The sequence below is a fragment of the Microbacterium longlingense genome (assembly GCF_058349825.2).
Map to the genome: position 1 here is coordinate 181,548 of NZ_JBYRJA020000001.1, position 18,756 is coordinate 200,303.

The 18,756-nt window shown below is 67.9% G+C and carries 23 protein-coding genes and 1 pseudogene; 13 read left to right on the forward strand and 11 right to left on the reverse strand.

Annotated features, from left to right (window positions below; genetic code table 11):
• Positions 1-68: 68 nt before the first annotated feature.
• Entirely contained in the window at positions 69-1,196 is a 1,128-nt protein-coding gene (locus AC3RXY_RS00810) for an FUSC family protein (RefSeq protein ID WP_491508978.1), read from the reverse strand.
• Between the two features lie 230 nt (positions 1,197-1,426).
• Between AC3RXY_RS00810 and AC3RXY_RS00815 the strand changes: the two genes are divergently transcribed.
• Together AC3RXY_RS00815 and AC3RXY_RS00820 are read left to right on the forward strand one after the other, a co-directional pair.
• Complete coding sequence (locus tag AC3RXY_RS00815) at positions 1,427-1,726, forward strand: putative quinol monooxygenase (RefSeq protein ID WP_491508979.1); 300 nt, start codon at positions 1,427-1,429, stop codon at positions 1,724-1,726.
• Between the two features lie 83 nt (positions 1,727-1,809).
• Entirely contained in the window at positions 1,810-2,178 is a 369-nt protein-coding gene (locus AC3RXY_RS00820) for a zinc ribbon domain-containing protein YjdM (RefSeq protein ID WP_491508980.1), read from the forward strand.
• An 88-nt stretch (positions 2,179-2,266) separates the two neighbouring features.
• On the opposite strand, the gene AC3RXY_RS00825 is transcribed toward AC3RXY_RS00820, so the two are convergent.
• Both AC3RXY_RS00825 and AC3RXY_RS00830 read right to left on the reverse strand, forming a co-directional pair.
• Positions 2,267-2,626, reverse strand: a complete 360-nt coding sequence (locus AC3RXY_RS00825) for a hypothetical protein (protein ID WP_491508981.1) — start codon at positions 2,624-2,626, stop codon at positions 2,267-2,269.
• A gap of 45 nt (positions 2,627-2,671) precedes the next feature.
• On the reverse strand, positions 2,672-3,205 hold the full coding sequence (locus AC3RXY_RS00830) for a CGNR zinc finger domain-containing protein (protein WP_491508982.1): 534 nt from the start codon (positions 3,203-3,205) through the stop codon (positions 2,672-2,674).
• A gap of 39 nt (positions 3,206-3,244) precedes the next feature.
• Between AC3RXY_RS00830 and AC3RXY_RS00835 the strand changes: the two genes are divergently transcribed.
• Complete coding sequence (locus AC3RXY_RS00835; RefSeq protein WP_491508983.1) at positions 3,245-4,324, forward strand: threonine aldolase family protein; 1,080 nt, start codon at positions 3,245-3,247, stop codon at positions 4,322-4,324.
• Between the two features lie 55 nt (positions 4,325-4,379).
• On the opposite strand, the gene AC3RXY_RS00840 is transcribed toward AC3RXY_RS00835, so the two are convergent.
• On the reverse strand, positions 4,380-4,763 hold the full coding sequence (locus AC3RXY_RS00840; protein ID WP_491508984.1) for a DUF5360 family protein: 384 nt from the start codon (positions 4,761-4,763) through the stop codon (positions 4,380-4,382).
• On the reverse strand, positions 4,760-5,155 hold the full coding sequence (locus AC3RXY_RS00845; RefSeq protein WP_491509393.1) for a DMT family transporter: 396 nt from the start codon (positions 5,153-5,155) through the stop codon (positions 4,760-4,762). Before AC3RXY_RS00845 ends, AC3RXY_RS00840 begins: the two co-directional genes overlap by 4 nt.
• 16 nt (positions 5,156-5,171) lie before the next feature.
• On the opposite strand from AC3RXY_RS00845, the gene AC3RXY_RS00850 reads away from it, so the two are divergent.
• Entirely contained in the window at positions 5,172-5,753 is a 582-nt protein-coding gene (locus AC3RXY_RS00850) for a TetR/AcrR family transcriptional regulator (protein WP_491508985.1), read from the forward strand.
• A gap of 38 nt (positions 5,754-5,791) precedes the next feature.
• On the opposite strand, the pseudogene AC3RXY_RS00855 reads toward AC3RXY_RS00850, so the two are convergent.
• Both AC3RXY_RS00855 and AC3RXY_RS00860 read right to left on the reverse strand, forming a co-directional pair.
• Positions 5,792-5,956, reverse strand: a pseudogene (locus tag AC3RXY_RS00855) (DUF6112 family protein); the annotation flags it as partial.
• 87 nt (positions 5,957-6,043) lie between these two features.
• Positions 6,044-6,265 (reverse strand): hypothetical protein, encoded by a 222-nt coding sequence (locus AC3RXY_RS00860; protein WP_491508986.1) that lies wholly within the window; start codon positions 6,263-6,265, stop codon positions 6,044-6,046.
• A 119-nt stretch (positions 6,266-6,384) separates the two neighbouring features.
• Here AC3RXY_RS00860 and AC3RXY_RS00865 point away from each other — a divergent pair, with 119 nt between their 5' ends.
• The 3 genes from AC3RXY_RS00865 to AC3RXY_RS00875 all read left to right on the forward strand — a co-directional run bounded on the left by AC3RXY_RS00865 (position 6,385) and on the right by AC3RXY_RS00875 (position 7,590).
• Positions 6,385-6,894, forward strand: a complete 510-nt coding sequence (locus AC3RXY_RS00865; protein WP_491508987.1) for an RES family NAD+ phosphorylase — start codon at positions 6,385-6,387, stop codon at positions 6,892-6,894.
• 132 nt (positions 6,895-7,026) lie between these two features.
• Positions 7,027-7,347: a hypothetical protein gene (locus AC3RXY_RS00870; RefSeq protein WP_491508988.1), complete on the forward strand. Its 321-nt coding sequence runs from the start codon at positions 7,027-7,029 to the stop codon at positions 7,345-7,347.
• A gap of 18 nt (positions 7,348-7,365) precedes the next feature.
• On the forward strand, positions 7,366-7,590 hold the full coding sequence (locus AC3RXY_RS00875; protein WP_491508989.1) for a hypothetical protein: 225 nt from the start codon (positions 7,366-7,368) through the stop codon (positions 7,588-7,590).
• Positions 7,591-7,950: 360 nt separating this feature from the next.
• On the opposite strand, the gene nrdF is transcribed toward AC3RXY_RS00875, so the two are convergent.
• The 4 genes from nrdF to nrdH all read right to left on the reverse strand — a co-directional run bounded on the left by nrdF (position 7,951) and on the right by nrdH (position 11,943).
• Complete coding sequence (gene nrdF / locus AC3RXY_RS00880; RefSeq protein WP_491508990.1) at positions 7,951-8,931, reverse strand: class 1b ribonucleoside-diphosphate reductase subunit beta; 981 nt, start codon at positions 8,929-8,931, stop codon at positions 7,951-7,953.
• Between the two features lie 120 nt (positions 8,932-9,051).
• Positions 9,052-11,211 (reverse strand): class 1b ribonucleoside-diphosphate reductase subunit alpha, encoded by a 2,160-nt coding sequence (gene nrdE, locus AC3RXY_RS00885; RefSeq protein WP_491508991.1) that lies wholly within the window; start codon positions 11,209-11,211, stop codon positions 9,052-9,054.
• Positions 11,193-11,627 carry a class Ib ribonucleoside-diphosphate reductase assembly flavoprotein NrdI gene (gene nrdI, locus AC3RXY_RS00890; protein WP_491508992.1) on the reverse strand — a complete coding sequence of 145 codons (435 nt, stop codon included), beginning with the start codon at positions 11,625-11,627 and terminating at the stop codon, positions 11,193-11,195. Before nrdI ends, nrdE begins: the two co-directional genes overlap by 19 nt.
• A gap of 82 nt (positions 11,628-11,709) precedes the next feature.
• Positions 11,710-11,943, reverse strand: a complete 234-nt coding sequence (gene nrdH, locus AC3RXY_RS00895) for a glutaredoxin-like protein NrdH (protein WP_491508993.1) — start codon at positions 11,941-11,943, stop codon at positions 11,710-11,712.
• Positions 11,944-12,322: 379 nt separating this feature from the next.
• On the opposite strand from nrdH, the gene AC3RXY_RS00900 reads away from it, so the two are divergent.
• The 6 genes from AC3RXY_RS00900 (at position 12,323) to AC3RXY_RS00925 (ending at position 18,731) form a co-directional block, all read left to right on the forward strand.
• Positions 12,323-13,528 (forward strand): MFS transporter, encoded by a 1,206-nt coding sequence (locus AC3RXY_RS00900; RefSeq protein ID WP_491508994.1) that lies wholly within the window; start codon positions 12,323-12,325, stop codon positions 13,526-13,528.
• A gap of 44 nt (positions 13,529-13,572) precedes the next feature.
• The gene (locus AC3RXY_RS00905) at positions 13,573-14,361 is read left to right on the forward strand and encodes an alpha/beta fold hydrolase (protein WP_491508995.1); all 789 of its coding nucleotides are present in this window, start codon (positions 13,573-13,575) and stop codon (positions 14,359-14,361) included.
• Positions 14,358-15,542, forward strand: a complete 1,185-nt coding sequence (locus tag AC3RXY_RS00910; protein ID WP_491508996.1) for an acyl-CoA dehydrogenase family protein — start codon at positions 14,358-14,360, stop codon at positions 15,540-15,542. The genes AC3RXY_RS00905 and AC3RXY_RS00910 overlap by 4 nt, the downstream gene beginning before the upstream one ends.
• A gap of 165 nt (positions 15,543-15,707) precedes the next feature.
• Entirely contained in the window at positions 15,708-16,175 is a 468-nt protein-coding gene (locus tag AC3RXY_RS00915; RefSeq protein WP_491508997.1) for an Lrp/AsnC family transcriptional regulator, read from the forward strand.
• Positions 16,172-17,581 (forward strand): aspartate aminotransferase family protein, encoded by a 1,410-nt coding sequence (locus AC3RXY_RS00920; RefSeq protein WP_491508998.1) that lies wholly within the window; start codon positions 16,172-16,174, stop codon positions 17,579-17,581. Before AC3RXY_RS00915 ends, AC3RXY_RS00920 begins: the two co-directional genes overlap by 4 nt.
• Positions 17,582-17,759: 178 nt before the next feature.
• On the forward strand, positions 17,760-18,731 hold the full coding sequence (locus AC3RXY_RS00925; RefSeq protein ID WP_491508999.1) for an AraC family transcriptional regulator: 972 nt from the start codon (positions 17,760-17,762) through the stop codon (positions 18,729-18,731).
• The last annotated feature ends 25 nt before the right edge of the window (positions 18,732-18,756 follow it).

Below are 18,756 nucleotides of genomic sequence, written 5' to 3' on the forward strand. Positions count from 1 at the left end.
CGTCATCGGCCGCGTCGAGAACCACCCCGCACGACCACCGCAGCGGCGCATACCGGGCCGGGCACCGCCTAGATCCGCGGGAGGAGAGCCGTCGCCTCAGCGTGCGGCATCCCACATGCCTCAAGCAGGTCGACGCTCAGGGGACGCAACGCGGTGACCAGACTCACCTCCGACTGCGAGGAGCCCGGCGGCAGAAGCTGGGCCGGGTCCAGAGCGGCGGCGATCTCGGAGAGATGCGCGATGGCGATCGCGGTGGAATCCGGGTCGACGACGGTGTGGCCGACCATGATCGTGGCCTTCCGCAGCGCGTCGACGCGCTGCGCCAGGTCGGGACGCGGCTGCTGGTCGGCCTGCAGATAGGCCGCCCGCCGCGCGACGACGCGAAGGTTGCGCACCGCGAGATCGACGCACCGAAGCAGCTGGCGTTGCCGGTCGAACTCCGGACGCCGCTTGCGCTGCAGCGGCGACACGCGGGCGACCGCGACCGCGGCGTCGAAACTCTCGTGCCACCGGTCGATCGGGCGCTGCAGCTCCCGCGCCTTCTCGAGGCCTCGATCGGCATAGGTGGAGTTGCCGGTCTCCAGCCCTTGCACGGTACGGAGCATCGCCGCATCGAACGCGCCGAAGAGCTCCTGGGCGTCGCGGACGACCTCGGCGAGGGCGCTGCGCGGCACGAGCGCCGTAAGGAGAATGGCCATCGCACCCCCCACGGCGCCGTCGATGAGCCGGCCGTAGGGCATCGGCGTGAGCGGCATCGCGAGCGCGATCGCCGCCTGCGTGGCACCGGCCATGGCGAAGACCGGGGATGGCGAGAGCATCCGCCCGACCAGCAGGGTCACCGCGAGCGTCGCCGCCAGCTGCCACCAGCCCGGCCCCACGGCGAGCCGGACGGTCTCGCCGAGGGCGATGCCGAGCAGCATGCCGAGCACGATCTCGGCGATCCGGCGCGGACGGGCGTCCCGGGCGAGGCCGAGGCTGGAGATCGCGACGGTGGCGGACAGCAGCGGGTGCTCATGGTTCAGCAGATAGTGCGAGATCGCGAACCCGGCGGTGGCCGCGACGACGAGCTGCAGGATCGCGGTCCAGGACGCGCGGATCCGTCGCCACCCGGCTTTCGGCAGGTAGGGCTGACCCCAGTGGGTCACGATCGCGTTCGTGAGCGTATCGGGGGTGGGTTCGCGCGGCTTTTCGTTCACCGTGTGGTGGAGACCTTGGTCATGGGGGATTCATCCGGGGCGTTTTCGACGAGGGTTTCGTCACCATCTCCTGCCAGCCTAAGCGCCCCGCCGACGCCGGGGAAAAGCACGACGTCGACGGCGGCAGCGACGCGCTGCACGGAGAGCCGGCACAGCGCCCGCGATCTCGCCGCGCCCGACCGGCACATGCCGGTGCGCGCGCGCCGGCGCCGTGAAAGACTGGCGGCCTCATGGACAGTCCTTCGCCGATCATCGGCACCGTCTCGCTCACCGGTCAGCTGGTGTGCTCGGGGCAGGCGCAGGTCGACGCCGTTCTCGCGCACCTTCCGGCACACATCGTCCGCACGCGCGCAGAGCCGGGGTGTCTGTCGTTCGCGGTCGAGCAGACGGCCGATCCGCTGGTCTGGCAGGTGGAGGAGCTCTTCGTCAGCGCTGCGGCGTTCGCCGCGCATCAGGAGCGCGTACGCGCCAGCGACTGGGGCCGCGCAACCGCCGGCGTCGAACGCCGCTACGACGTGCGCGGACTCTGACCGGCCTCGCCGCCCGGATCCCGGCCGGCCTCCGCGCACGGACATGAGACGATGGACCATCCAGACGCCCTGAACGGAGAACGATGACCGACGAGCAGCTGCCGCCCTGCCCCGCGTGCGCGAGCGAGTACGCCTACCCGCAGGGCGGGTTGCTGGTGTGCCCGATGTGCGGGCACGAGTGGTCGGCCGAGACGGACGGCGCCGATGCCGCCGCGACGGAGGACGACGGCATCCGCGACGCGGTCGGAAACCTGCTCGCCGACGGTGACACCGTGACCCTCGTGAAGAGCGTCAAGATCTCCGGCGGAGGCGGCGGCACGATCAAGGTCGGGACGAAGGTGACCGGTATCCGACTGGTGACCGACAGCGGCAACGGACACGACATCGATGCGCGCGTACCGGGTTTCGGCAAGATGCAGCTCAAGTCCAGCGTGGTGAAGAAGGCGAACTGACCTCCGCGCGTTGATGGCACGCCCCGCCGGGCATGTCGGATGCACCGGACCGCGATGCGCTGGACGACGCATCGTCTCAGGGCACCCCTCAGCCCGCGGAGGACACCGCCCGCTCTTCCCCCGGCTCCGCTGCCGGATGCGCAGCCCTTCTGGCTCGCGTGACGCCGACCGCGAACAGCCACAGCACGACTCCGGCGATGAACACCGCTCCCAGCACAGGAGACGGCACCCCGAGGAATCCGGTCAGCAGCGGATGCGAGTCCCGGACGGCGGCGCCGAAGGTCCAGGACGACTCGGTGCACAAGATCCCGCCGCCCCGCGCGCTCCGGCAGGTTCTGTCGACCGTCGCGTCCCCGAGCGACCCGGCCAGCACGGGCCGGATCCGGAACAGGACGACGAACAAGCCCACCCAGATGAGGAAGGAGAGCGGCCAGGCGTACCGACGCACCCCCCGCCACGCCGCGGCCCAATGGTCGCACCCGGGCCGGGCGCGCTAACGATCGCTCCTTCGCCGCCGGTACGCGGTCGACTTGACCCGGTTCTGGCAGGGCATGCTGCAGAAGCGTCTCTGCTTGTTACGGCCGTGATCCACGAAGTGGCGGCGGCAGCCCGGGGCACCGCACGTCCCGATCCGGTCGGCGTGGTCGGTGCTGTAGGCGATCGCGAGCGCGGCTGAGATCCCCGCCTCCCAGCCATCGGCGAACGGCGCCTCGGCAGCGTGGAAGTGCAGCAGCCGCCTGCCCTCTCGCTGCTCGATCTGCGGTGTCACCGCCAGACTCCTCAGGCGAGCATTGATCAACGCGATGGCGGCGGGGTCATCACGCTCGGCGATCGCGGCGAGCACGACCGAGAGGCGCTCGGCCATCGGGGGGACAGCCGCCCACTCCGCCGGCGTGGTCGGCGCGCGGTACCCGTGGTCCTCGAAGACCGTGCGCGGCCCGCGTTCGAGATCCCCGTGATGCCAGGCGTTGACGAGGGCGACAGCGACGTCGAGTCGCTGCAGCACGTCACTGTTGAACTGGTTCACGACGACTCCTTAACGTTACTGTTCATGGAGCCTATAGCAGTGACGCCGCCGCGAGTCCTCTCCGTCCACGACGCATCGTTGCGAGCGCCGGCGATCGAGATCGAACGACTGACCAGGGCCGGGGAGCTCTACCCGGAGGCCGCCACGGATCAGATCGCAGCGACGCGACTCCTGGAGACCGAGGTCGCAGCGCTCGTGGGGCACGAGGCCGCTGTGCTGATGCCGACAGGAAAGATGGCGCAGCAGATCGCCCTCCGTATCCATGCCGATCGACGCAGCCGAAGCAGGAGAGTGACGCTCGCGCACCCGGCCAATCACCTCTCCGGCTGGGAGGACGCCAATTACGCGACACTTCACCGGCTGCAGATCCGTCACGTGGGCGACCCGCACCGCCTTCTCCACGGGAGCGATCTCGAGCCGGCCATCACGGCGGACGATGTGTCATCGGTCCTGTGGGAACTCCCCCAGCGGGATCTCGGGGGCCAACTTCCTGACGGTGACGACCTTCGCCAGCAGATCTCCCTCGCCGCTCGTGCCGGTGTCGCCACCCATCTTGATGGCGCCCGGCTGTGGCAGGTCGGCCCGTTCTACGGCCAGCCCCTCGCCGACGTCAGTGGTTGCTTCGACTCCGTGTACGTCTCCCTGTACAAAGACCTCGGCGCACCGCGTGGAGCTGTGCTCGCGGGCAGCACGGAATTCGTCGACACGGCTCGCCGCTGGCGACACCGGATGGGCGGGACGATCGACGAGGCGTGGCCTTTGGCGCTTCTCGCGCTGGACGGGCTCCACCGGACGCTGCCGCTCATGCCGGATCTCGTGGCGCATACACGCGCGATCGCGGCAGAGATCCAGCGCACGACCGTCGCCACGGTGCAGCCCGCTGTGCCGCAGGCTGCCATGTTCCACGTCCATCTCCCCGTGCCGGCCGAGGCAGCGCGACGCGCCCACGAGCGGGTGATGACGCGCGGCGGCCTCGGCCTCACGCTGCGCATCCGCGCGGCGGCCGACCCGCAACGTTCCTGGTTTGAGTCGACGGTCGGCGAGAGCGCGTTGCGCATTCCTGCCGCACGCGTTGCCTCCGCCGTCAACGACGTGCTCGCCCTCGCTGCCGTGATCTAGCGCAGTGATGTCGAGACCACACGGCGGGCACGGCTCCGCGTGACGCCGGCTCCGCTCACTCGGCGACCTGCTGATCCGCTCGCTTTCGCACCGACGCGAGCCCGAGGCCGATGGGCATGAGCGCGAGCCAGAGGTTGACCGCCCACCAGGAGGCATCCCAGGTGCCGTAGAGGACGAAGAAGCTGATCGCCATCAGTCCCGCTGCGTGGGTGAACGCGAGAGCGGTCGCGTACATCGGCGTCGCCCACCGGTGCTGCTTCGGCAGGAGCGACCACATCAGGCCGGCGATGATCGCCCAGAGATCGAGCGGCAGGAACGACCAGTTCCACGCGTTGATCCACGCACCGTCGCCGACGGAGATGACGCCGAGTGCGGCAAGCACCCAATAGACAACGAGGCCGAGGTCCGTCGTGACCAGAAAGGCTTTGCGGACTCTCAATTCGTTCCTCCCGATGCCTGGCCGCACCATTCGATGAGCACGACGCCGACCACGATGAGCACGATCCCCGCGACAGCGCCCGGCGTGAGGCGCTCGTCGAAGATCAGCCACGCAACCACGGCGGTCAAGGCGACTCCAACCCCCGACCAGGTGGCGTAGGCCGCCGCCAGCGGAGCCCCGCTCGAGAGCGCGGCGGAGAACAGACCGAACGCGGCGAGGTAGCCGCCGATCGCGGCGAGCCACCACACCCACGACGCCTCGACCCGCGTCGCGGAGCGCAGGGACGTCGTCGCAAGAACCTCGGCGCCGATCGCGCCGAAGAGAAACCACCAGGACATGCGCATGAGGCTACTGTACCGGACGTCCGGTTTAGAACCGAACGTCCGGTACAGTGAGGAACGTCAGAGCATGGAGGAACATCAGAGCGTGGAGGTGATGGCCGTGGCCGATCGAGCACGCTCCACGCGCGACCGCGTCCTGGATGCGACCGCGCGCGTGCTGGCGCGCGAGGGTGGGGATGCGGTGACGATCGCCGCCGTCGCCCGCGAAGCCGGAGTCAGCAAGGGCGGTCTGTTCTACCATTTCGCGTCCAAGGAGCTGCTCATCGAGGGGCTGATCGCCCGGTACGTCGCGTCGTTCGACGCCTTGATCGCCACGGCCGGTGATGAGCCGGGAGCGGCGACACGGGCTTATCTGCGCTCAGCGGAGCAGCAGGGCGGCGAGCCCGCCTCCCAGCCCGTGATCGCGCTGCTCGCAGCGACTGTCGTCAGCCCCCGTGCGCTCGAAACGCTGCGTGACCGTTATCGGCGCTGGCAGCACCGCCTCGACAATGACGGTGTGGCGGCCGGCGTCGCCACGACCATCCGGTTCGCCGTCGACGGCCTCTGGCTCGCAGACGCGCTCGACCTCGCGCCCGCACACGGTGAGAACCGGCAGCGTGTCCTCGCGCGGCTTCTGGCCCTGATGCACGACCACGACGACGAGCACTGACACCCCGGCCAGCGCCCCCTCCCCCGCGCTCGTCCTCTGGGCGCTGTGGCACCGTTGCGGCGCACGCAGACGACAACCCAGATGATCCCGGGCACGATCAACATCAACACAGCGATGGCGAGAGCAAATGCGAACAGGGCGCTGATGACCTCTGTGAGGTCACCGATACCGCCGAGCCGGTCGAAATCCGGGAACATGTTCATCGCGCGTCGCCTGCCGGCCTTCGTCGTGCGGGGGCGTTGAGTCGTTCTCCATGTCGAGAAGGTACGACGCCTCCCGACATACGGAAGTCAGCGGCGGGCCCGGGTGGCCGGTTGGAGCGCGAGTACGAGGATCAGCATGGCGATGATGACGAAAACCGCTGAGGCCCCGCCGTGACGCATGAGCGCTGCGCCGCGCATTGCGAGCGCTCCGACGGTGGCTGCGCCGAGGGTGGTGTCGGTGTTCGTGAATCCGGAAGCAGCTCCGGATTCAGCGGCACCGACGACACGGAAGGCGCGGCGATTCAGCACGACAGAGCATGCGGGGAGTCCGGCGCCGACGAGCACGCCAGCGATGAGCAGGTATCCCCACCCGTTGATTGAGTTCCGCTTTGCATCGCAGGACCCACGCAGGGTGAGATGCTCGCATCGTGACAAGCATCGACTCGACCTTCGCGCCCGCGGTTCGAGGGACGTTCTATCGCGCCATTGATCCGAACTTCCGCGAGTTCGCGATCGCAGGATCACGTTCGGCAGGCCGTTACTCCAGGGCGCATGAACCGACGCTCTATCTGAGCTCATCGGTCGACGGTGTCGAAGCCGCCATGATCGCTCACCAGGACGCCCGGTCGGCGACGCTCGAGATCGTCGAGATCGACGTCGAAGCGTCCGGCATCGTTGACCTGCGGGATGCGAGCGCGCTGGGGGCGGCCGGCATCGACCTCGCCCACGCGGTCGCTCCCTGGCAGGACATCGCCGCCGCCGGAGGAACACCATCGTCGTGGGCGGTGCGCGACCATCTCCTCGAGCTCGGCGCGAACGGGTTGATCGACCCCTCGCGCAAGAGCCCGGGGCTCTGGCACTTGGTGCTGTTCCGCTGGAACGAGGCCGACGCGCCGGCCGTCCGACTGGGCGGAAAGTCGGCCGCCGCCGCAGACTAGCGCGGAGCGACCGGGGCTGATGCCACCGCTACTCAGGAGTACGCGGCGTCCTTCGTCGAAGCGGGCGGGACGCTCGCGCCGACCGAGACTTCGTCGGCGGCCGACGTCGCCAAGGGCACCGAGGCGGGCGCCATGGCCCTCGCGGCATGCCGCGGCAAGAACGGCTTCACCGGGTACTACTGGTTCGGTCCACAGACGGCAATGGACTCATGCAACACGCAGGCACTGATCAACGGCATCACTCTGGCCGCCGCCGGCGGCGGAACCTACGCCGCAGCCTCTGCTCTCACCGTGGCTGGGCTTCCGGCTGCCGCCGTTGTCGGGGTCGTCGCCGGGGTCCTCGGAATCGGGGTGGCGTTCTTGAACATCTGTAAGGACACCAGTAGCGTCAACGCCATCTACCTCAACGGTGGAGTTGCCGGCGTGGTTCCCCCCAGCTGCTGGGCTCAGTAAGGAGAAGAGGTCACTCTCATGTCCGCCGATAACCGTTTCACCAGCGTCGGCATCGTCATCGGCGTCCTCGGCATCGGGATCGGCGTCGGTCTCGTGATCGCGAGCTTCATGGTCGGGCTGGGAACATCACAGGGGTCGGCGTTGTCGTCGTCCGGAACAATCACGACCATCGCGTTCGTGATCTTGACGGTCGGCTTGGCCGCCGCATCGCGGCGGCAACGTCAGCTCGGCAGGCGGGGCTGATCACGATCATCCTGAAGAAGAGGGCCTCGGATGCCGGGGCCCTCTTCTGCTCTCTCCGAAAGAGTCAACCGGACAGCATCTGGCGTCCAGACCCTCTGAGCCAGGTCATCTCCAATTCATCCCGTCCGCACGGCTGTCCAGAGCGTTCTTCCAGAACGACTCGCGCGCCAGGATGATGTCAGTCCGGGTCTTCGAGTCGAAGATCTCCGGGATCGAGTGCTAGAAATTCCCCACGTTGTGGGCCGAGGTCCTGACGGATCTGCTCGAGCTCGCGGCCGACAGGAGATTCGGCTCATCGAAGACGGCGGAAACCTACGAGATGAAAACCGCTGGGAACACCGTTACCGAGATAGTCCCGCGTCAGAAGTCCCAGTCCTCGTCTTCGGTGGCAACGGCCTTGCCGATGACGTACGAGGAGCCGGAGCCGGAGAAGAAGTCGTGGTTCTCGTCGGCGTTCGGGGAGAGAGCAGACAGGATCGCGGGGTTCACGTTCGTGACCGTCGACGGGAACATCGCCTCGTAGCCCAGATTCATCAGCGCCTTGTTGGCGTTGTAGTGCAGGAACTTCTTGACGTCCTCGGTCAGCCCGATGCCGTCGTAGAGATCCTGGGTGTACTGCACCTCGTTGTCGTAGAGCTCGTAGAGCAGCGAGAACGTGTAGTCCTTCAGCTCATCGCGTTCCGCCTGGCCCAGCTGCTCGAGGCCCTTCTGGAACTTGTAGCCGATGTAGTAGCCGTGCACAGCCTCGTCGCGGATGATGAGGCGGATGATGTCGGCGGTGTTCGTGAGCTTCGCCTTGCTCGACCAGTACAGCGGCAGATAGAAGCCCGAGTAGAACAGGAAGGACTCCAGCAGAGTCGAGGCCACCTTGCGCTTGAGGGGCTCGTCGCCGCGGTAGTAGTCCATGACGATATGCGCCTTCTTCTGAAGGTTCTCGTTCTCCACCGACCACCGGAACGCGTCGTCGATTTCCGGGGTCGAGCACAGCGTCGAGAAGATCGACGAGTAGCTCTTCGCGTGCACAGACTCCATGAAGGCGATGTTGGTGTACACCGCTTCCTCGTGGGGCGTCACCGCATCCGGGATCAACGAGACAGCACCCACCGTGCCCTGGATGGTGTCCAGGAGGGTCAGCCCCGTGAACACGCGCATCGTGGTGGTCTTCTCCTGCTCGGAGAGCGTCGCCCACGACTGGATGTCGTTGGACAGCGGCACCTTCTCAGGCAGCCAGAAGTTGCCGGTGAGGCGGTTCCAGACCTCGAGGTCCTTGTCATCCTGGATGCGGTTCCAGTTGATCGCCTCGACGTGGCTGAGCAGCGGGAGCTTCTCGGAGGGGGTCATGTCGTCAGTCCTTGGTCGTGATGTCGGTCTCGGGGCCGGGCCGGCCGGGAGGGCAGAGGTGTCGCTCGCCCTCCCGCGCCGATCCGCGTCGACGCGGCGAACCCGCATCGATCCGAAGGGTCACAGCATGCAGCTGACGCACTCGGTCATGTCGGTGCCTTCGAGCGCCATCTGGCGGAGACGGATGTAGTAGATCGTCTTGATGCCCTTGCGCCACGCGTAGATCTGGGCGCGGTTGATGTCGCGGGTGGTCGCGGTGTCCTTGAAGAACAGCGTCAGCGACAGCCCCTGATCCACGTGCTGCGTGGCAGCGGCGTACGTGTCGATGACCTTCTCGTAGCCGACCTCGTACGCGTCCTGGTAGTACTCCAGGTTGTCGTTCGTCATGAACGGCGCCGGGTAGTACACGCGGCCGATCTTGCCCTCCTTGCGGATCTCGATCTTCGACGCGATCGGGTGGATCGAGCTCGTCGAGTTGTTGATGTACGAGATCGAACCGGTCGGGGGCACGGCCTGCAGGTTCTGGTTGTAGATGCCGTGCTGCTGGATGGAATCTTTCAGCTCGATCCAGTCCGCACGGGTGGGGATGCTGTGCTCTGCGAAGAGCTCGGCGACCTTCGCAGTCTTCGGCACCCACTCCTGCTCGATGTACTTGTCGAAGAACTCACCCGAGGCGTAGGTGGAGTCCGCGAAGCCGTCGAAGGCGACGCCGCGCTCGATCGCGAGGCGGTTCGACGCCCGCAGCGCGTGGAACAGCACCGTGTAGAAGTAGATGTTCGTGAAGTCGATGCCCTCGTCAGAGCCGTAGAACACGCGCTCGCGGGCGAGGTAGCCGTGCAGGTTCATCTGGCCGAGGCCGATCGCGTGCGAACGGTCGTTGCCGTCCTCGATCGAGCGCACCGAGCCGATGTGGCTCTGGTCGCTCACCGCGGTCAGCGCACGGATGGCGGTCTCGACCGTCCGGCCGAGATCGTCGGCGTCCATGGCCAGGGCGATGTTCATCGACCCGAGGTTGCAGGAGATGTCCTTGCCGATCTCCGCGTAGGAGAGGTCCTCGTTGTAGGTGGTCGGGGTGTTGACCTGGAGGATCTCACTGCACAGGTTCGACATGTTGATGCGGCCCTTGACCGGGTTGGCCCGGTTCACGGTGTCCTCGAACATGATGTACGGGTAGCCGGACTCGAACTGGATCTCGGCGAGGGTCTGGAAGAAGTCGCGCGCTTTGATCTTGGTCTTCTTGATGCGGGGGTCGTCGACCATCTCGCGATACTTCTCGGTGACCGAGATGTCGCCGAACGGCACCCCGTACACCCGCTCGACGTCGTACGGCGAGAACAGGTACATGTCCTCGTCGTTCTTCGCGAGCTCGAAGGTGATGTCCGGCACGACGACGCCCAGCGAGAGCGTCTTGATGCGGATCTTCTCATCGGCGTTCTCACGCTTGGTGTCGAGGAAGCGCATGATGTCGGGGTGGTGCGCCGAGAGGTACACCGCCCCGGCGCCCTGACGCGCGCCGAGCTGGTTGGCGTAGCTGAAGCTGTCTTCGAGGAGCTTCATCACCGGGATGATGCCGGAGGACTGGTTCTCGATCTGCTTGATCGGTGCACCGGACTCCCGGATGTTGCTGAGCAGCAGGGCCACGCCGCCGCCGCGCTTGGAGAGCTGGAGGGCGGAGTTGATGCCGCGGGCGATCGACTCCATGTTGTCCTCGATGCGCAGCAGGAAGCAGCTGACGAGCTCGCCGCGCTGCGCCTTGCCCGCGTTGAGGAACGTGGGGGTGGCCGGCTGGAAGCGCCCGGCGATGATCTCGTCGACGAGGGCGATCGCGAGGCCGTGGTCGCCGTCGGCGAGGGTGAGCGCGGTCATCACGACACGATCCTCGAAGCGCTCCAGGTAGCGCTTGCCGTCGAAGGTCTTGAGCGTGTAGCTGGTGTAGTACTTGAACGCCCCGAGGAACGTCTCGAAGCGGAACTTCGCCTCATAGGCGCGATCGTTGAGCTGCTGAATGAAGTCGAAGGGGTACTTCTCGATGACCGCGGCCTCGTAGTACTCCTTCTCCACGAGGTAGTCCAAGCGCTCCTTGAGCGAGTGGAAGAAGACCGTGTTCTGGTTGACATGCTGCAGGAAATACTCCCGCGCCGCGCGCCGGTCGGCGCCGAACTGGATCTTGCCCTCGGCGTCGTAGAGGTTCAGCATCGCGTTGAGCGCGTGATAGTCCAGCCCCTCGTACGCGGGGTCGTGCTTGAAGTCCGCCGCCTGCGTCACTGCCGCTTCCACCATCGTTCCAATCCCTCGATCACCCGATCGACGTCGTCCTGCGTGCCGAACAGCTCGAACCGATACAAGTGCGGCACGTTGCACTTGCGGCTGATGATCTCGCCGGCGAGGCAGAAAGACTCGCCGAAGTTGGTGTTCCCGCCGGAGATGACTCCGCGGATGAGGCGCCTGTTGCGTTCGTCGTTGAGGAAACGGATGACCTGCTTGGGCACGGCGCCCTTCTCGGCACCGCGGCCGACGCCCCCGCCGTAGGTCGGTGTGACCAGGACGAAGGGATCGTCGACGACGAGGTCTCCCTCACTGCGCAACAGGGGGATGCGCGCCGCCGGAAGACCCAGCTTCGCGATGAAGCGCGCGGTGTTCTCCGAAGCGCTGGAGAAGTACACCAGCAGCGGCGCCTGCGTGGCGACGGCGCTCATCTGTCACCTCCCGGGACGAATCCCACCCCTTCACCCTGGACGAGCAGGGCCGGCGATGCGGCCCTGCTCGTGGATCTTCGGATCAGGCGAGACGCGAGGCGAGCTCGTCGATCTTGTCCGGACGGAAGCCGGACCAGTGGTCGCCGTCGGTGACGACGACCGGCGCCTGCATGTAGCCCAGCGCCTTGACCTCTTCGAGGGCCGTCGGGTCCTCGGACAGGTCGTGGATCTCGTAGGCGATGCCCTTCGAGTCGAGGGCGCGGTAGGTCGCCGTGCACTGGACGCACGACGGCTTGGTGTAGACCGTGATCGGCATGTTCTTTCCCCTCAAGACCGGTGAACCCCGGGTAGAGCTCCACCGGGACTTCAATACTACATATGGGTACGGACGTTGGGTCCCACCACTAGGGATAGTAGTTACATCCGTGTCATTTTCCACCGTTCTCCACCGCGAGCCCACAGGTTATCCACCGTTTCATCCACAACGGGCCACCCTCCTTCCGGTGTCGGGAACCGCGAGATCCCGCGCCTCTCGCAGACCCCAGAGCGACCCCCTCCACAGATCGGACGATAGGCCGGGCCACCGACATCCGATTCCCCGTGGATAACCCGGCCCGGCGTGTCGCGGCGACGCCAGCACACCCCCGTCAGATCGCGTTCGCCCCCGCTACCACGGCATGCACTAACGTGTCCTGGTGGCCGGATATGGAGAACTGCTGCGCACCCCCGGAGTGGCTCGAATCATCGCGGCTCAGGTGACCGCTCGGCTTCCCAACGGCATGACGAGCCTCGCCATGCTCATGCACGTCGAGCACATCACCGGGTCCTACGGATCGGCGGGTGTCGTGCTTGCCGCCACGTCGGTCGGCCAGGCCGTCGCAGGCCCCGTCACCAGCCGCTGGATGGGCATCTGGGGCATGCGGCGCGTGCTCACCCTCACCCTCGTGGTGTGCGTGCTCGCCCTGACGAGCATGGCCCTGCTGGTACTGCCCATCGGCGGTTACATGGCACTCGGCATGATCGCCGGCCTGTCGATGCCGCCGATCCAGGCGGCCGTGCGCACGATCTACCCCAAGCTCGTCAACGCCCGCCAGCTGACCCCGCTGTTCTCGCTGGACGCCTCGATGCAGGAGATCATCTGGATCGCCTCCCCGCTGGCGATCACCATCGTCTCGACGCAGATCGGCACCGTACAGGGACTCCTCATGGTGGCGATCGTGCAGACCCTGGGCGGGGCGTGGTTCATCCTCAGTCCCGAGATCGGCCGCGTGCGGCTGCCGCGCAACAAGGGCGGGTTCGGCCGCGTCGTGCTCAAGCCGACCGTGCTGCTGGGCACCGGCATCAGTGTGCTCCTCATCGGCGGTTTCGCGGCGGTCGAGGTGGGCGTGATCGCCGAGTTCGGCGAGGGCGGCCTCGCCGCCGGCCTCATCATCGGCGTGAGCGCGCTGGGCAGCCTGATCGGCGGTCTCGGCTCCGGGCACATCCCGATCGGACCGTGGGCACTCGCGCGCCGGATGTTCGTGGTGCTCGTCGGCACGGCGCTCGCGATGCTCTGGCTCAACGAGTTCTGGATCGGCGCGATGCTCTTCCTCGCCGGCGTCGGCATCGCCCCCGCGCTGGCAGCGCTGACGGCGAGCATCTCGGCGAGCGTGAAGTTCTCGCAGACGGCGGAGGCGTTCGGCTGGATCAACAGCGGTCAGCTCGTCGGCGCGGCGATCGGCTCCGCCATCGCCGGCTTCGCGATCGACCACACCGGCCCCAGCGGCGCCTTCGTGACCGCCACGGCGCTGACCGCTGCCGGCGTGCTGCTCGCGGCGGCTTTCGTGCGCTTCCTGCCGGATCTGCGCGGACGCGACGCGAGCCCCGCTCCGGACACCGCCCCGGTCGACATCCCCGCCTGAGCGGTCGCCGCGCCGCACCCGGCCACCACGCCTAGGCTGAGCGCATGCCAGTGACACTCCCCCGCATCGCCTGGGGTGACGAGGCCTCCCCTCGCCGCGCCCTGCTCGTTCACGGACTCGGATCAAACGGCGCCCTGATGTGGCGCTACGGCACAGCGCTCGCGGACGCGGGATGGCACGCGACAGCGGTCGATCTGCGCGGACACGGCCTCGCGCCGCGCGCGCTGGACTACTCGCTCGCGGCATACACCGACGACCTCGCGCACACCCGTCCGGTCGGCGGCGGCGCATGGGATCTCGTGATCGGCCACTCGCTGGGCGGCACCACGAGCCTGTCGGCGGCATCGGCGGACCCCGCATGGGCGCACCACCTCGTGCCGGTCGACCCGGCGATCCGCCTGAGCCCGAGGATGATCGACGCGGTACGGATCTCCCAGCAGGAAAGCCTGAGCGACCCCAGCATCGCCACGGTGCGCAGCGCCCATCCCTCCTGGCACCCGCAGGACGTCGAGCTCAAGGTCCGCGCCTCCCAGGAGGTCAGCCGGTGGGCGATCGACCGGACGATGGCAGCCGATGCGCCCTGGGACATCCGCCCGGAGGTGGCCGCTCTCAGCGTCCCGGCACGGATCATCGCCGCCGACCTCGCCACCGGGGGGCTGATCAGCGACCCGGTCGCCGCAGAGGTCGCGGCCAACCCGCACGTGACGCTCTCCCGGGTGCACGGCGCATCGCACTCTCCGCACCGTGATCGTCCGGAGGAGACCATCGCGGTGCTCCGCGACGCCCTGGCCGAGTGGTTCCCCGGTGAGCTCACGGACGGAGCAGCCCGATGACCGGCACGACGTTCGACCCCGCAGAGCACCTCCCCGACGCGCTGCTCGCGCGCATCCACGACCGCGCCGCCGGATACGACCGCGAGAACGCCTTCCCCGCCGAGGACATCGCCGAGCTGACCGAGGCGGGATATCTCCGCATCCTCGTGCCCCCCGAGCACGGCGGGGCCGGCCTGGGGCTCCGTCACGCCGCCGTGCTGCAGCAGCGGCTGGCCGCAGCGGCCCCCGCGACCGCGCTGGCGATCAACATGCATCTGGTCTGGACCGGAGTCGCCGCCTACCTCACCGCGCGGGGCGACGACTCCCTCTCCTTCGTGCACGACGAGGCCGCGCGCGGCGAGCTCTTCGCCTTCGGCATCAGCGAGGCCGGCAACGACCTTGTGCTCTTCGGAAGCGACACGGAGGCCGCACCGCAGGGCGACGGCTCCTATGCGTTCACAGGCACCAAGGTGTTCACCTCCCTCTCCCCCGCGTGGACGCGCCTGGGCGTGCACGGGCTCGACACCACGGCGCACGACGAGCCGCGGCTGGTGTTCGCGTTCTTCGAGCGCGACGAGGCCGGCGAGACCATCATCGCCGCGCCGGACTGGGACACCCTGGGCATGCGGGCGACGCAGAGCAGGACGACGCAGCTGCGCGGCGCGATCGCGCGCCCCGACCGGGTGGTGCGGCGGATACCGCCCGGCCCCAGCGCCGACCCGCTGGTCCTCGGGATCTTCGCGGTGTTCGAGATCCTGCTCGCCTCGGTCTACACCGGCATCGCCCGGCGGGCGATCGACCTCTCCGTCGAGGCAGCGCACACCCGCAGGTCCAAGCGCACCGGGGCATCCTATGCACAGGACCCCGACATCCGTCGCCGCGTGGCCGGCATGGCGATCGCCTACGACGCACTCCCCCCGCAGATCGCCGCCCTCGCGCGGGATGTGGACACCCGCGCCGACCACGGCGGACGCTGGTTCACGCTGCTCTCCGGGGTGAAGCACCGCGCGGCAACTGCCGCGAAGGGCATCGTCGACGAGGCACTGCTGGTCGCCGGCGGCTCGTCGTTCTTCTCCTCGGCGGAGCTGTCGCGCCTGTATCGCGACGTCGCGGCGGGGCTCTTCCACCCCTCCGACCCCGAGTCGGCGCATGCCGCGGCTGCCGCCGCCTGGCTGGGGCCGATCGAGGACGCCGGCCGCTGACCGCGACCGGCCGCCGAGTCATCAGAATTCTCCGGTGCTGAGCACATGAGAATCCTGATGACTCGGCGGCGGAGCGCAGCGCTGAAATGACGACATTCGAAGCGTTATGTGGACAAGGCAACGGATTCAGTTGCCAATACGGAGTTCTGATGTCAGAATCAGCACATGAGCACCCCGAGCCGTTCCACGTTGCTCGATGACACCTCCAAGAGGATCATCGAGCTGCTGCAGGAGGACGGACGCCGTCCGTACGCCGAGATCGGGCGGATCGTGGGGCTCAGCGAGGCCGCCGTGCGCCAGCGCGTGCAGCGGCTGACGGAAGCCGGGATCATGCAGGTGGTCGCGGTGACCGACCCGATGCAGCTGGGGTTCCGGCGGCAGGCGATGATCGGCATCCGGGTGTCGGGCGATGTGCACGCGGTCGCCGACGCGCTCGAGACGCTGCCCGAGGTGGACTACCTCGTCGTGGTCCTCGGCGCACACGACATCCTCGCGGAGGTCGTCTGCGAGGACGACGATCACCTGCTCGACCTGCTCACCCGGCGCATCCGCGCCATCCCGGGCGTGGACTCCACCGAGACCTACGTATACGCCCGGCTGCACAAGCAGTTCTACAACTGGGGAACACGATGACAACCGCATCCGCCGACACCACCACCCGCGCGTACGACGAGAAGGCCCTGCAGCAGAAGGCCAAAGACCACCTCTGGATGCACTTCACCCGCCAGTCGACGCTGGCGGAGTCCGGGGTGCCCATCATCGTCCGCGGCGATGGTCACCACATCTGGGACGTCCAGGGCAAGCAGTATTTCGACGGCCTCGCCGGCCTCTTCGTCGTCAACGCGGGGCACGGGCGCCGCCGGCTCGCCGAAGCGGCCGCACGACAGGCGGAGGAGCTGGCCTTCTTCCCGCTGTGGTCGTACGCGCATCCGGCTGCGATCGAGCTGGCCGACCGGCTCGCCGATGCCGCACCCGGCGACCTGAACCGGGTGTTCTTCTCCAGCGGCGGCGGCGAGGCGGTCGAGACCGCCTTCAAGCTCGCCAAGAACTATTGGAAGCTGCAGGGCCAGCCCGGCAAGCACAAGGTGATCTCCCGCTCGCTCGCCTATCACGGCACGCCGCAGGGCGCCCTGGCGATCACCGGCCTGCCCGGGCTCAAGTCGATGTTCGAGCCGGTCACCCCGGGCGGATTCCGGGTGCCCAACACGAACTTCTACCGCGCGGCGGAGGCCGGAGCCCCCACCGACGACATCGAGGCGTTCGGCCGCTGGGCCGCGGACCGCATCGAAGAGGCGATCCTGTTCGAGGGGGCAGACACCGTCGCGGCGGTGTTCCTCGAACCGGTGCAGAACTCGGGCGGCTGCTTCCCGCCGCCCCCCGGATACTTCCAGCGTGTGCGTGAGATCTGTGACCGCCATGACGTCCTGCTGGTCTCCGACGAGGTCATCTGCGCGTTCGGCCGTCTCGGTCACACGTTCGCGTGCGCTGGCCTGGGCTACCAGCCGGACATGATCACGTGCGCCAAGGGCATCACGAGCGGATACGCCCCGATGGGGGCGACGATCGTGAGCGATCGCGTGTACGAGCCGTTCTCCCGCGGCGACGCGATGTTCCCGCACGGCTACACGTTCGGCGGACACCCGGTCGCTGCGGCGGTCGCGCTGGAGAACCTCGACATCTTCGAGGAGGAGGGCCTGAACGAGAACGTGCGGACCAACTCCCCGCTGTTCCGCGCCGAGCTCGAGACGCTTCTCGACCTGCCGATCGTCGGCGACGTGCGCGGCGAGGGCTACTTCTTCGGCATCGAGCTGGTCAAGGACAAGACCACCCGCGAGACGTTCGACGAGGCGGAATCCGAGCGCCTGCTGCGCGGATTCCTCTCCCCCGCATTGTTCGAGGCCGGCCTGTACTGCCGCGCGGACGACCGGGGCGACCCCGTCATCCAGCTCGCTCCGCCGCTCACCATCGGACCGGCGGAGTTCCGCGAGATCGGCCAGATCCTCCGCGGTGTGCTGAGCGAGGCCTCCTCGGTGCTCTGAGCCGTCCGGCACGCGGCCCGTCGATCGCTATCCGCTGAGCGCACGTCACTGCGCTCAGCGGATAGCGATCTGCCGTAGACGGATGACCGATCCTCGCCCGGCGGGCTAACCTGGTCGGCATCACCGGTCTTCGACGACGAAGCCGGGGAGCCTCGAGGACGAGGCTGGGAGCCCACCGATGCATGAGTACCTCACGATGTCGCCCGTGATCGGCACGCGCAGCCTCGAAGAAGCCCGCGACGCGGTCACCCGCGTCTATCTCTCCCACGAGCTGATGGGCCCCGACGACGCCATGAACATGCGGCTCAACGCCGTGGAGAACCGCCGGCTCACGCTCGGCTACCTCACGTATCAGGCTGCGGCCGAGCTGATGATGCCCGCGACGGAGGACTGCTACCACGTCAATCTCACGATCGCCGGCGAGACGCGGGCCGACCGCTCCGACGGCCGCCGGGCGATCACGCTGGCCGGGCGTTCCGGCATCGTCCTGTCGCCCGTGCAGCGCAACACCGTGCGCTGGACCCCGGACGCCGAACAGCTGATCCTCAAGGTTCCGCGCACGAGCCTCGAGTCGCATCTGTCGGACATCCTCGGAGCACCCGTGACCGAGATCGTCGACTTCGACTTCGGCATCGATCTGACCACCGGCTCCGGCCGGGCGCTGCTGCGATCGGTGGAGTTCCTGGCCTCGGAGCTGGACCGACCGGAAGGCATCACCGAGATGCCGGTGGCGCGCGAACAGCTCGAGGCCTACGTGCTCACATCGCTCCTCCACGCCGGCCGGCATCAGTTCAGCGACCAGCTGGCGGCCTCGGAGCAGCGGCGGCGCCTGGGCCGCCTTTCTCCGGTGGTCCGCTACATCGAGGAGAACGCGCACCACGAGCTCACCCCGGAGATCCTGGCGCGCGTCGCCTGCGTGAGCGTGCGCACGCTCCACGCTGCCTTCCAGGATCAGCTGGGTCAGTCGCCGATGGCGTACGTGCGCGACATCCGGCTGTGCAAGGTGCGTGCCGAGTTGCTGCGATCCGACCCCACCGAGGTCAAGATCAGCGATATCGCCATGCGATGGGGCTTCCTGCACGCCTCGCGATTCGCCCAGCAGTACCGGGAGAAGTTCCGCGAGCTGCCATCGGTCACCCTGCACCGCTGAACGCCCGTCACGCGCCCGCCCCCTC

Bases quoted from the DNA above. Each gene is read 5' to 3' on its own strand.
- AC3RXY_RS00815 (WP_491508979.1), top strand. From the start codon at position 1,427: ATGGACAGTCCTTCGCCGATCATCGGCACCGTCTCGCTCACCGGTCAG.
- AC3RXY_RS00820 (WP_491508980.1), top strand. From the start codon at position 1,810: ATGACCGACGAGCAGCTGCCGCCCTGCCCCGCGTGCGCGAGCGAGTAC.
- AC3RXY_RS00850 (WP_491508985.1), top strand. From the start codon at position 5,172: ATGGAGGAACATCAGAGCGTGGAGGTGATGGCCGTGGCCGATCGAGCA.
- AC3RXY_RS00870 (WP_491508988.1), top strand. From the start codon at position 7,027: ATGGCCCTCGCGGCATGCCGCGGCAAGAACGGCTTCACCGGGTACTAC.
- AC3RXY_RS00875 (WP_491508989.1), top strand. From the start codon at position 7,366: ATGTCCGCCGATAACCGTTTCACCAGCGTCGGCATCGTCATCGGCGTC.
- nrdF (WP_491508990.1), bottom strand. From the start codon at position 8,931: ATGACCCCCTCCGAGAAGCTCCCGCTGCTCAGCCACGTCGAGGCGATC.
- nrdE (WP_491508991.1), bottom strand. From the start codon at position 11,211: ATGGTGGAAGCGGCAGTGACGCAGGCGGCGGACTTCAAGCACGACCCC.
- nrdI (WP_491508992.1), bottom strand. From the start codon at position 11,627: ATGAGCGCCGTCGCCACGCAGGCGCCGCTGCTGGTGTACTTCTCCAGC.
- nrdH (WP_491508993.1), bottom strand. From the start codon at position 11,943: ATGCCGATCACGGTCTACACCAAGCCGTCGTGCGTCCAGTGCACGGCG.
- AC3RXY_RS00905 (WP_491508995.1), top strand. From the start codon at position 13,573: ATGCCAGTGACACTCCCCCGCATCGCCTGGGGTGACGAGGCCTCCCCT.
- AC3RXY_RS00910 (WP_491508996.1), top strand. From the start codon at position 14,358: ATGACCGGCACGACGTTCGACCCCGCAGAGCACCTCCCCGACGCGCTG.
- AC3RXY_RS00915 (WP_491508997.1), top strand. From the start codon at position 15,708: ATGAGCACCCCGAGCCGTTCCACGTTGCTCGATGACACCTCCAAGAGG.
- AC3RXY_RS00920 (WP_491508998.1), top strand. From the start codon at position 16,172: ATGACAACCGCATCCGCCGACACCACCACCCGCGCGTACGACGAGAAG.
- AC3RXY_RS00925 (WP_491508999.1), top strand. From the start codon at position 17,760: ATGCATGAGTACCTCACGATGTCGCCCGTGATCGGCACGCGCAGCCTC.